5 protein-coding genes and 1 pseudogene are annotated in these 13,676 nt (G+C 38.0%); 5 read left to right on the top strand and 1 reads right to left on the bottom strand.

Annotation, left to right across the window (positions count from 1 at the left end; translation table 11 throughout):
* The first annotated feature begins 37 nt into the window (after positions 1 to 37).
* From GQS10_RS21505 to GQS10_RS21485, 5 genes are all read left to right on the top strand, one after another.
* Positions 38 to 6,331 carry a P-loop NTPase family protein gene (locus GQS10_RS21505; RefSeq protein ID WP_341805116.1) on the top strand — a complete coding sequence of 2,098 codons (6,294 nt, stop codon included), beginning with the start codon at positions 38 to 40 and terminating at the stop codon, positions 6,329 to 6,331.
* The gene (locus GQS10_RS21500) at positions 6,288 to 6,971 is read left to right on the top strand and encodes a hypothetical protein (protein ID WP_207952388.1); all 684 of its coding nucleotides are present in this window, start codon (positions 6,288 to 6,290) and stop codon (positions 6,969 to 6,971) included. The genes GQS10_RS21505 and GQS10_RS21500 overlap by 44 nt, the downstream gene beginning before the upstream one ends.
* Positions 6,972 to 7,128: 157 nt before the next feature.
* Complete coding sequence (locus GQS10_RS21495) at positions 7,129 to 8,769, top strand: hypothetical protein (protein WP_166246127.1); 1,641 nt, start codon at positions 7,129 to 7,131, stop codon at positions 8,767 to 8,769.
* Between the two features lie 349 nt (positions 8,770 to 9,118).
* Positions 9,119 to 11,905, top strand: coding sequence for an FxSxx-COOH system tetratricopeptide repeat protein (gene fxsT, locus GQS10_RS21490; RefSeq protein WP_166246125.1), 2,787 nt, complete (start codon positions 9,119 to 9,121; stop codon positions 11,903 to 11,905).
* A 493-nt stretch (positions 11,906 to 12,398) separates the two neighbouring features.
* Positions 12,399 to 12,572 carry a hypothetical protein gene (locus tag GQS10_RS21485; RefSeq protein WP_166246123.1) on the top strand — a complete coding sequence of 58 codons (174 nt, stop codon included), beginning with the start codon at positions 12,399 to 12,401 and terminating at the stop codon, positions 12,570 to 12,572.
* Between the two features lie 797 nt (positions 12,573 to 13,369).
* Here GQS10_RS21485 and GQS10_RS21480 read toward each other — a convergent pair.
* A pseudogene (locus tag GQS10_RS21480) lies at positions 13,370 to 13,676 on the bottom strand (DDE-type integrase/transposase/recombinase); the annotation flags it as partial.

Raw genomic sequence — 13,676 nt, 5'->3', positions numbered from 1 at the left:
ACTCAAACAACTGTACATCTATTAATGGTAAGTAGAGGTGGGTACTTTGGAAAACGAACTTGTTAGATATTCAAGGGCCGGCGACATTTTTCACTATCGGTGGGCTGCTCGGCGTTGCCTGCGTTTAATACACCCTAAATCTCGAATTAAATATATCGTAATCGAGGGATCGAGGGAAAGTAAGCTGGCTGGAGAATACGTAATTGATGTAGCTGAGTATTTGGATTCCTTAATTCAAGGATGTCAGGATATCGACTATTATCAGTTGAAGCACACTACTGTGCATAAAAAAAATCCATTTAACCTTAGCGATCTCAAAGAAACATTTGAGGGTTTTTCAGCAAGATATAAAGAACTTATTAGTGAAACAACAACTACAAAAGGTAAAATGAATTTTACTATTGTCACCAATCGGCCGATTAATCAAAACCTTAAAGATAGCATAGAGAAATTATCTGCAGGTGAACAAATTAATTCACAGTATAGAAATACACTTTCAAAATATACACAGTTATCTGATGAAGATCTAAAAAAGTTTTGTTCTTGTATAAGATTCGCAGACGGTGAAGGGGACTATAATGCACAGAAGTATAGGCTTCATGTAGAAATATCTCAGTTGGTTGCCGGAAGCATCGATAACCCTGAAATAGAAAGCATTACTGGACTAGTTCGCGACAAGGCTTTACCTGATTCCAATGGTGTAATTGTTCGTGAAGAAATACTTGAGAAATTTAAGGTTACGTCCGAACGAGATCTCTTTCCTGCTCCACCTGAGTTTGAAAAACTTGAAACTCTTGTACATAGAGAGCAGCATAATGACTTGTTGAAAACCATTTTAGCATCAGCAGCCCCGTTGATCATACATGCTCCAGGAGGAGTAGGAAAAACGGTTTTTGCTCGTCAAATTGCCCAATCATTACCTGTTGGATCTTTCGGTGTTGTATATGATTGCTTTGGTGGTGGACGTTATCGTAATCGGAGCGAAGTGAGGCATCACCATCGCCAAGCATTTGTTCAAATTGTTAATGAATTGGCTGTACAAGGCCTTTGCGACCCACTTATAGTGAATTCCGGTGCATCTGAAACAGATATATTAAGAAAGTTCCTCGATAGAATTGAAAGTGCAGTTATTGCTATGAAGAAATCAGATAGCAAGGCAGTACTGGTGTTCCTATTAGATGCAGCCGATAATGCTGAAATGGCCGCGGCAGAATTCAATGATAACTGCTTTGCTCATGAACTTCTCCGTGAACGTATAATAGAAGGAGTTAAAATAGTTGCCCTTTGTAGAACTGAGCGTATACATTTACTCCAGCCGCCTAGTAACATCATACGTCTTGAGCTAAAGCCATTTTCGGAGAAAGAGTCTTTTGATTATTTAAGGTCCTATCATCCCCAAGCATCTATAGAGGATGGAGTGGAATTTCATAGGCTTACTAGCGGCAATCCACGTGTACAGTCAAATGCTTTAAGTTTAAATGGTAGTATGATTGATGAAGTATTCTCCAGACTTGGTAGTATTGGAACCACTGTCGATGAACAAATAGAAGGACAATTAATGTCAGCAATTGATTCAATAAGAGATAAACTTCATGATGATTACAGAAAACAAATCGACTCTATCTGTGCAGGTCTTGCTACATTACCTCCCTTTATTCCACTGAAGATACTATCTAGGGCAGCTGATGTTGAGGAGTCTGCTATAAGAAGTTTTGTTGCAGATATAGGACGTCCCTTATGGCTTTCTGACTCCTCAGTTCAATTTAGAGATGAGCCTACGGAAACTTGGTTTAGGGAAACTTATGCAGCATCGAAGGAACAAATAGAGTTTTTTATTGAACAAATCAAACCATTAGCTAACGAGTATTCATATGTCGCCTCTGCTATGCCTGCTTTGTTATTACAAGCAGGGAAGAACACCGATCTTGTTGAATTAGCTTTATCCGATAATTATCTCCCCGATAATCCCATTGATAAGCGAAATGTTCGAGTATTTCGTCTTCAATTTGCATTTAAGGCTTCGTTGAAGCAAGAAAGCTTTGTTGAGGCAATAAAATTAGCTTTACGAGCAGGTGAAGAAGTAGCCGGTGATAAACGACAGTTCGAACTTCTTGCAAGCAATATTGATCTGATTGCGCCTTTACAAGATGAACAACGTGTACAGGAGTTTGCTTTTCGTCGTTTATTTAGCGGTTCTTGGAGAGGATCAGAGAATGTTTACTCAGCAGCGTTGTTATCAACAGTCAAGAATTTTAGAGGGGAAGCCAGAAGCTTTCTTAGGGCTGCTGAGAACTGGTTAAGTCTATACTTCCAGGATAGAGATAAGAAAAAAGAAGAAGATATTCCATTTCATCGTGAACAACTAAAAAATGAAGAAATTATGGAACTCGTATACACACATTTTATTTTACATGGGGTAGAGAGGGCCTTCAAATTTCTTATGAGTTGGCGACCGAAGAAGGTTATCTATCATATTTCTAGGCAACTATTTAAACGACTTATGGACCTAGGGGAATTATCTGCTGCAATGCAGTTTGCAAAACTTGGTTTGCGTAATCAGTATTTAATAATTGCTTTTGCACATGAGTCCTTAGATATCGGGTATATTCCTAATTCGGATATTCTCTGCACTTGCCTTGATTTACTAACTGCAAAGCGAGCTAGAATTTCAAAAATACAAGACACCTTTCAAGACACAACACTTCAATCTCTTATCTGTTTTCTTGAATCTTGCGCAGCAAACAAGTTACCGAAGGAGAAAATCATCCGGGTTCTAAATCATTATTTCCCTCAAAATGCTTCACGGTCTATTACAAGCGATTACGATAATAAAGATCGTGCAATTTTTATGCGTGCCCAGGCATTAAAAAAAGTATTACTTGCAGATCTCGAATTCGATATTAATGAATTGCTTCCAAAGGATCTACAACAGAATAGAAAATATAAGGATGAACAAGAGGTAAGAGAAATAAAAGAGGTAATTAGCGGACTGTTACCTTGGTATATGCTGCGGATACGCTGTTTAGCAGGGGATATTCTTGATTTTGATAATGAAGTAGCGGAAGTGAAAAAGAAGTCAGGATCAGCAACAGCGAGTCGATATAGAGACTTTGATAGTTTACCAACGGAAATAGCTAGAATATGTTGCGACGTTTTGATGTTTCATAAATTTTCCAGACAGATGTCAGCCAAAACTTTTTATGAAAATTATATAAAGAGTAACAGGATGTTTCTTCCTGATCATCTAAAATTAGTTCGTTCTGCTCTCCGATTAAGCCACTTAGCTGAACAGAGGCGCGATTTTGAACAATATGCTTATGACGTAATCCGTTCTGCTACAGACATTGGCCCAGAGGAAAGGGCAAACGGTTACATTAATCTTGCACGAGCATTGATTAATGTAAATCGTGATGATGCCGCGGTTTACTTCAATTTTGCCATCGATGCCGTTTCGAAATTTGGCGATGAGATCGTCGAGAGATGGGAAGCAGTTGTTTCCCTAGCTAACCAAAGAAAAGTAGATGAATTTGCACCTTACGATTTAGCTTACAGATTTATACGTTGTGCAGAACTTATCGGAGAAAATGTAGCTCGCGAAAAGTATTGGGACAGGGACGAGGCTGTTAGGACTTGTATTCGATTGTCCCCGGTAACTGGAATCGCTGCACTAAGCAGATGGCGGGACCGGGAAATTGGTCGATTTAATCGTCAATTGATTGCTTTGTCCGAGGAAATTGTAAGAAGCGGCTACGTTGTACCAACGGTAGCATGGTCTCTTTCTGCGTTTATGACGGAGTATGAAATAGCTGATTTTTCATTACTATGTATAGAGAAGGAAACATCGGATGATCGTCGGAAGTATATTTTTGATTCAGTCATTAAGGAACTTAGGATAAATGGAGTTGGAGGGGAAGTTTGGGAAAGGATTGGTGAAACAGCTAAAAAGTATTCTTTACAAAGTAATCTATTGGATGAAGTTATTGCTTATAATCGCGAAATTATTGATGAAAAAGGGAATACTATTAACCAAAAAAGCACTTCCTCGCTTCGTGTACAGTCGGAAGAGAGTGCGATTGATTGGAACGGTCTGCTGCATGATTTGGACTTGGTTTCATCTAATGGATTAAGACAAGCTATCCAACGCTATGATGGACTTCCTCAGACTGTGCGAAACAGCGAGTCCTTTTGGCGTGAAGTCTACAATCGAATTTCCGATAGTGAAGCGAAGAAATTTTTGTATGAGCTTATTAAAGTAGATGAAGCCGATTTTTATGATATACAGAATGCGCTTTTGTTAGTGCCGGAAGAATGGCATCGCAAAATGAGCATTAAAATTGAGTGGCCCCAAATCATGCAATTTGTAGGGAAACGATTTGCTACGTTTCTGCTGGAAAGGGGATTAATCTCTTTTTTCACTAGGAGACTTCATTTAGGGGCGGAAAATATACCTTTTATTCAGAAAGGAATAATCGAAGGATTAGCAACCCATGGAGATTTGGTTCATGCAACTACATTTTTTGGCTTTGTAACTGTTGCTTCGAAACATATCTCAACACAGGAAGCAACTGATTTACTTGACTTCGCATTATCGAGATTCGAACTACATATTGATTCTGAGTACGCTGATGGGCCGTGGTCTCAATTGTTATTACCGTCGGATCACATGGATAGTGCTTTTACAGGTTTTGTTTGGTCTGCTTTAGGTTCTCCGAGATCTTCAACACGCTGGTGTGCCGTTCACTGTGTTCGTAGACTAGCAGAAGCTCAATGCAGGGATGAGATTGATGCTTTAATTGATTGGATGGAAAGGGATACTGTTGATGCATTTGGGGCTAATAAATTTCCGTTCTGCAACTTACATGCAAGATTGTATTTATTAATTTCACTTGCTCGAGTATCTATCGATAATCCGCACATTTTAGTACGTCATAGGAATGTTTTCTACAAGCATGCCGAGCAATCTTCACTTCATATACTTATTCAAAAATATGCAGCTGATATTGCACTCAATATTGAAAAAACTTATCCAGGGACTTACTCGGAAGAAGTAGTTGATTCGCTTCAAAAAGTGGGAAAAAGTCAATTTGATAAGGTTGAATTAGAGAACCGGTGGGACACAAAAGATAGTTATTGGCATGCTAACGAAACGATTAATACTAGTTTAAGCTTTCATCATGGGTACGATTTTGATAGGTATTGGTTTGAACCATTAGGACGGGTATTCGGTATTTCAAGTGAGCAAGTAGAGGATCTTGCTACGGATGTTGTTATTAATGAATGGAATATAGAACATGATGGTGGATATAAAAATGACCCGCGGCATTCAATATGGAGATCGTCGAGTGATCAACAAAGAACATATCATAGCCACGGGAGTTACCCGCGTATAGACGATTATAATTTTTATCTCTCATATCATGCCATGCTTGTTGTGGCTTCAAGGTTGCTGGAGAAAATGGCCACCGTTCACAGCTCAGATTGGTATGAGGATGAGTGGCATGAGTGGTTGCAAAGACATTTATTGACTCGTAGTGATGGATATTGGTTATATGACCGCAGAGATCCGTTTCCTTTGCATAGACGGGATTGGATTTATGAAACAAAAAGTCCACAGTGGCGTGAGTGCATAACAAATGATGATTTCTTAGACGGAATTATTAGTGAACGGGACGGGGAGATATGGTTCAACGTGTTCGGGTCTTGGGATGATGGTGATAGTGAAAGAGCTGAAAGTTTCTATATTACAAGCTCTCTCGTATCAACAGCGACCGCTCAATCGCTCTTGCATGCATTGAGTACATGTTCAGACCCTCATGATTTTAAGTTACCTTCTTATGAAGAGGATAGAATGGAAATAGACTTTGATCCATTTAAACTTAAAGGTTGGGTATATCAAGAAGAAGCATATAAGCGTCTTGATGAGTTTGATCCTCACTCTTCTGAAGTTGATTACCCGCCTTACAAATTAGGGGATTTAATCGTTGAGAAAATGATGATATCTGCTGATTATGAGAAGCGGGAATGGACTTTGGCTGATGAGAGTAGAGCATCAATGATTTGCGATATCTGGGCGCCCATTTATGACGGTCATGAAGATGAGCTGATACGCCATGGGAATCGACTAACTGCGTCGGTTTCTTTCCTGAGAAAACTCTGTCTAGAGTTCCAAAGTGAATTAATTATTGAAATTCAAATTAGAAGAAGGTTTAGAGAGAAATCATATTTGAGAAGGGAAGAGTCGGATGGATATAAGCCACCGTTTAGCAAAGTATTTATCTTCTCAGCAGATGGAAGGCTCAGAGATACAGAGACGTACTATGAACTTAGGTAAGACGCTAGTCAAAGAGCTTAATTTGGATCCCGGTGTTGATACTCTCGCACGTTGGATGGCGCATTACATTGCAGAACAAATTGAGAACGCTGAACATAGCATAGGGGCCGAAAAGAATGTGGCAGAGGCACGTTGTGTTGATACAATACTAAAGATATGGAGTCACAGAGCATCTTTCCCTGGAAAAGCAAGACCGTTTGTAAACTTTGAGCCGATACTTCGAACTCTGAAACGCCTTGATCCTAAAGATGAGCATCATTTTTTCTTCAGGGAGCCAGATGAAATACCTGAGAGTCTCCCCGATGAACTTAGTAAGTGGATAGAAATAGCTAAAGGAATTGACGATGCCGCACGTGTTTGGCTGAAATATGTATTCAAACAAGCTGCAATAGTTGCCACAGACGAAGCTTCAATAGAATGGTTGGAGAACTCCGCGGCACTACAGGAACGCGACAATTTTTCAGTGTTATTTAGGGAATTACATAGTGATATCGATGTTTGGGGAGATGATATGGAGTCACAGGAAATCAAACGTGAAAAGATATCATTGTATATTTCTAAACTCGAAGCATTTGCGGAATTAAATCAAACATTGCTTGATGAATATAAAAATGAACTCAAAAAATTATCTCTAACTTAATTCACAAGGTTAGTTGTCGATGCGCCAGTCTGAATAGTTCTGAAAGAAGTTTGTCGAAGAGTTTTGTCTACTGAAATGTGAATATCCCGTTTGAGACCCTCTAATAGGTAATCATTATGGATAAAGCTCAGTCTTGCACCTTTAGGAGGTAATATGTGTGAGATGTCCCAAATGCAATGGAACTATTCTTTTAAATGAGATGGAAGTCCAGGGTCATGACTGCGACCATTGTGGATTCTACCTCTATATTCAGCATGTATTACGGATAGCAACTTACTCTGCAATAGACATTGATGTTAACGAAGACAAATATTTCAAAAATGTACATCAACGAATTTATGAGCCATTTCTAATTGTAAATAGTGATACGCCGGCAATTGAAGGAGCGCAATACATGCGCAACTTTTTATTGCAACAGTTTAAAATAAATATATCGGGATATCCGAAGGAAGATTTACTATTTATGGCTCTTGCATTAAGGGAGTTCGCAACATGGAAGGTATTTGATCAAGACGTTTGGTCCTCTACACACCAACGTAATATAGCTCACGTTTTTACAAATTTAATAGCCCTCTATAAAGACGATGTTTTTGGGATTGAGGGGATAGTTCATCAGGAAGACTTTATTAGTCTATTTGTTTTAGCAGAGGAGATTGATAAGTTAACTAATAATATTACACAGACTGAACAATTTCAATGGGAACCAGGTCTGGACGAAATTGTTAAAGTTAGATTAGCCAATGAAAAACTTGAATGGTTTCATCAATACTTTGAATATAGAGACATTACGAAACCAGAAGAAATTGAATTTGCTGAGCCGGAAATTAATGAATATTTATATAAACGCGAAATGACAGTTGAACAAATAAAAAACAAAGTGCAACAGGAAGTTGCCGAGTTGTTCGGCTTTAATATTAAGGATTTAAATGACTTTATAGAAGGTATAGTTGAAATATCCAAAAGGAATAAACAGCTATTTGAAATATCTCCTAAAGTAGATGGGCATGTTATGACTGTTTACTTTGTCTTTAAAGGCCAGATAAATGAGTTGGGTTTATCTGTTAATAAAGTAGAGGCTATAGTAGGGAAAATGAAGTATCATCCATCATTTGATGAATACAAAACCCTTGATAAATTATCTGACCCACATATGGATTATAAATTTATTTTTGAATATGAGAATATTCTTGCATTTGGACAACTTGACTCGGGAAATAGTATTACGATATTTGAAAATCTGGTTACTACAGACCACTTTATAAGAGATATATTTGGAGATAATGCAACACGACCTTTTAAAAAAGCACAGGAAAATATTGCAAACCTAATGGGGTTGAAAATTGCAGCTCATTACTTGTCAAAGAACGGATATAAAGTTCCGATGTTAGAAGGGAAAATACCATATACCAATATTAAATTCATAAAGGGGAACGGTGTTCGTCTACATTTAAGAAATAAACAAAATCAAGATATTGGCGATATTGACGCGGTAGTTATTGATGAGATCAATAGGGAAATTATCTTGTTTGAGATAAAATATTATAAACCCGCAAACGATTTAGGCGATGCTATAAATAAGGATAGGAAGATTTTTGAGGATATTGATAAAATAAAAGTTAGGGCTGCATGGGTCGAGGAGAACATTAGAGATGTAATAAAGGCCTGGGAATTAAAGGGTAATGAGTATAGAGTTGTGACTTATCTTGTAACAGCACGACCAAACTACTATGGTAAAGAGATTGAAGCCATGGTTCCTAATTTTAAATACTTTACCTACGATGGTGTCCTAAGGTTGTAAAGCTAGGAGGTGGGAGTCTCGATGATGCTTTGTTGGGTCATCGGGACTTCTTTATGATTAAGGGGATGTAGCCAATTAGATTGGAAAGAAAATCAGTAAACAAAACTGAGGTTTTCATATTATTGTGTCTCGGAACTCTAAGTAAGCTAGAACAGAATAATAATCCTTCTCTGGAGCTATTCTCGCACTTATCAAGGTGTTTAACGTTGATGAATAAATGTATAAAAACCGTAAATAGTTTCTAGGAAATATGTGGTTTTTGTCGAATGTAAATGTAGAGTATGTCGAATAAGCCATAGATGTGTTGAATCACAATAGATTGCACTTCCGTGTAGAAGGATGATGAAGTATGGCATTTGTTACTGTAAGGGATAGAGATGCATGGGCAACAATTAGAGGGTTTGTTTACCAAGTGGATATGACCATTATAAGATGGTTAGACTTAGATGCGGATGAAAAGCTTGAACTCGAACGAGGTGAGGATATTGATTTTGTAGGCGGGGAATTTAGATCCCTCGAACAGATCAAAGTAAGAGAGAACAAAATTACTTTACGTTCAAAAGAGGCTAATGAAGCTATGGCTTCATTTTATGAACACCGAGTAGCGAACCCTACTCAAAAATTAGTGTTTCGGTTTGTAACTAATGCTCTCGTTGGCAAAGAAAAATTCCCATGGAGTATGGAAGAGAAGGCCATTGTTGTTTGGAATAATATTAGACAAAAGAAACTTAATGAGGAGGAATTATGGAGTTCTATAACCAAAATCCGCCAATTCTTATTAGGGATAGAACGTCCAAAAAAATTTAACGTAGAGACTTGGAAACAATGGAAGGAGTACTTGAAGAAATCAAACGATAATGAATTGCACCATTTTATATGCAGTTTTGAGTGGGGGGTACATAACCCTGAACCTGAAGATCTTAAAATTACTATTGAGAAGAAATTGGTGGAGCAAGGGTATGTGTCGGATACCAGTGGTGCAAAAAACTTCTCTGAAAGTTTATTCTGTTATATTTTTCGCTTACTGTCTGGTCGGGGACTCAAAACACTGTGCAAAGATGATTTATATGAGGTTCTTAGTGAATTTGAGATTAATGATGTTGAAAAATCAATACTTCAATTTATTGAAATTTTAATCCAACAGCATGAATCTCGTATTTCAGCAATAGAAGAGAAGGTTAGTCAGACTGCAGTAGGAAAGCTTATATGGAACGTACCTCATCGAGCTAACCCTCACTTTATTGAACGTGGCAATGACTTAGAAATGTTGCGAGAAAAGTTGAATAGTGGACAATTAACTGCCGTTACACAGACACTAGCGGGGTTAGGTGGGATAGGAAAAACCCAAATGGCAGTTCAATATGCTTATAAATATAGGAAAGAATATAATATCATATGGTGGATCGATGCAGAGCATGAAGAATCGATAAGGGCAGACTTTTCACAACTAGCAAAAAAATTAAGTGATGATAAAGATATTGAAAGTGATGAAGTTGAATTTGTTAGAGAGTGGCTTTCTAGAAATGATAAGTGGCTTTTGTTATTTGACAATGCCATTGATTATAAAGAAATTGAAAGCTATTTACCAAGTCCACAAGAAGGCCACATTCTTATTACATCACGTAATCAGGATTGGCCAATTCATCCACTTGTATTATCAGAATTTAACCGGAGACAGTCTATCGAGTTTTTAATGAGACGTACTAATTGTTCGGATGCAACACAAGAACAAGATGCGAGTGATTTAGCGGCTGAACTAGGTTTTTTACCCTTAGCGTTAGAACATGCAGGAGCTTATATAAGGAGAAAACGTAAGTCTTTTAAGGAATATTTAGACTTATACACAAGTAAAAAAGTCGAATTACTTGCGGTTGAGGGAATCCCAGATTCGTATCATTCAACTATTTTAACCACATGGAATATCTCGATTGAATCAATAAAACAAGAATCTTCTCTTGCAGAAAAATGGTTGGATCTGTTTGCATACTTAGGAGCGGACCAGATCCCATATTCTTGGTTTTACGATATTGAAGATAGTGTAGACATCCTAGAAAAGGACAAAGCTATTGAAGTTCTAAGTAAGTACTCTTTGGTGAATATTAATGTGGATGAGCATCATGCATCAATGCACCGCTTAGTTCAAGAAGTTATACGAAACAAAATTGGGGAATACGCAGACGAAGTTTTACAACGGTCGGTTCATGTTGTTTCAAAAGATTTTAGTTTTGACCAGTACAACTATGATTCTTGGGTAAAGTGTGGAAAAATACTATCGCATGCTATTAACGTTGCAAAACACATATTAGACCTGAGAGTGAAAAACGGTAATGCTATTAGCATATTATTGAACTTGGGCTTGTTTTTTAATCATTACTCGAAATATTCAACAGCACAGGATTACTTGTTGGCAGCAAAAGATATTTGCGAATCAATGGTTCCGGTAAATACAAATTGGAAATCCTCTATTTTAAATGCTTTGTCTGTAATATCCTTAAACCGGAATAAGCCTGAGGAAGCTATAGAGTATATACAAACAGCTCTAAGCTTAACAACAGAGATTGATAAAAAAAGGGCAACTATCCTCAGTAACTTAGCGGTACAGAAAATGAACGTGGAGAAGAATTATGAAGAGGCGTTAAGATTATTTATTGAGGCATTACGTATAGAACATTTAATTTATCAGTCCGATAATGCTGATACAGCAGTTACTAGAAATAATATTGCTGAATGTTTGGCGAAATTAGGCAGATACCCGGAAGCTAAGGTGCAGCATGAAATAACAATAAATATTGAAAGGAGCATTGCTAAAGAAACAGGGTCATTAAATCCCAATTTAGCAACTCGGTTAAGTAATTATGGGGGCACACTTTTTAAAATGGGAAAGGCCAAAGATGCTATTCCGTATTATATAGAAGCATTAGAAATTCTTGAAGAAGCCTTCCCTGGTGATGATTACCGAAAAGCGTACGTAATGACGGAGTACGGAGGCGCTTTGTTAAAAACTGGTGATGCCCCTGGCGCTTTTAAATTAATTGATGAAAGCTATTCAATGCTTCTTAACACTGAAAAAAGGAATGACCCTCAAACTAAAGAAATTGAACTGTTGCGTTCCTTCCTGCTAAGCTTATTGAAATAAGTATACATCCTTCCACTGGACAGGCGCAGTCGGGTTCCAACTTTTTTTCTATGGTAATTTTAGGTGGTTCCATACTTTCTTTTTTTTGCAATCATCACATGTCACTACAAAGCCAAAAAAATCAACGAAATTAGTTCCATACTTTATTGTCACCTGACAAAAGCTGTCTGAAGAAAATAAGGTATTAGACTTATGATTTCCGACCATGTTGTTAGCAGGGTAACCAGGACACAACTAGAATGACATCATGAAAAGACATTAATTTAGGGGCTACCTTTTACTAGGTGGTCCCTTATTTTATTTAGGGGGAAATTCAAAATGAATCCGTATTAAAAACTATCGGGCAGAAGAGCGAAGTGTGGAGGGTCTTCATGGGTTCAATATGAGGGATACATATTACCCGGGGTGCCTGTGATGGAAATGTAACACAGATTAATTGTTTTTATTCCCATGGTATAATGTCCTTATAGTGGATTTAAAGGATGGCTTTACAGTGACGGAGAATAACAAACCAGCAGAACAGGAAATCAAGACAGATAAGCAGGTTGAGCTTACAGATCTCTCGCAGGAATTGTCGGATGAAGAAATGGAAGAAGTGGAAGGCGGCGCAAGACCAAATCGAATTTCACCAAAAACAAAGGGCGCTGGCGCACGCCGATACGCCTAATATAGAGTGTCTACAAGAAAGCGGTCCCTTCTTACCTTGAGGGCCGCTTTTTTTTCTAAAGTAGATAGGCATTCAACTAACCGGGAAAAGAGCTTAGCGATGGAGCCGTTCCACCGCTTTTCTGCATTCCGTGCTGCCGCGCTCAACTATTTGGCAATTTAATTGAAATTTATGATATTATTGGGAGTGGTAATATCTTTGGTAAATTTGGGGTTTTTGCGGAGGGAATATCATTGAAACGAGTAACCATTAGAATACTCGGTTTTATTATTGTCGGGTTTGCTCTATTTCTAGGAATTAAATTCATTGGGTTTCCTGTAGCCATTACGAAGTATTCGGAGCCCCCAATCGACAACGAAATCATATATTATGAGGATAAAGTTGAATCGAAGTCTCATAAAGTTAGGATTAGGTGGTGGAGAGAATAAAGGAGTAACCGAAGTATAAGTGGAGGGCTATTAATTTTGAAACGGTTAATGATCAAGTGAGTTAATTGAATAACGGCTGCCTTCTTTTGTGCTAGCATGGCAGTTCTAAAAGGCGCATGGAATCAAGTCATCAAGTCTATTTCTTTATTTTCTTCGAACAAGTTGTTTGAAAAGGGATCTGAAATCCAACATGGATAATACAACTTAGATTATGAGCCCTGCAATTATTTTTGGGTAATTGCAGGGCTCATTTTATCTATCAAATATGTTAATCAAGAGTGGGAAATCGCATCCCTTAATTGAAACATTAAGATCACTTAAAATTTTCTTTTTTAAAACTGGATAGTCAACATTAAATCAGACAGNCTTTTGATTTTTAAACTCGCGACCACGGTCGGTATGAAACCACTGAACTTGACGCAAATCGCCCACTACGTTTGCAAACGCACGGGAAATCAGAGCAGCGTCCTTATTTGGACCTGCACTATGACCAATGATTTCTCGATTGAACAAATCAAGGAGCACGCAAATGTAATGCCACCGATTCTGAACCTTCACATAGGTCAGATCGCTGACAATAAAGCGCTGGGCTTCCTCCTGCTTGAACTCACGGTCCAACACATTCGCCGTTGCTGCTTCATTTGAAGCGGCTTTAAGAGGCTTATATTGAGCCACG

It is taken from the genome of Paenibacillus turpanensis (assembly GCF_011421635.1).
GTDB classification, from domain to species: domain Bacteria; phylum Bacillota; class Bacilli; order Paenibacillales; family YIM-B00363; genus Paenibacillus_AK; species Paenibacillus_AK turpanensis.
The sequence above is the reverse complement of the archived record's forward strand: the minus strand, read 5'-3'. Positions and strand labels throughout refer to the sequence as shown.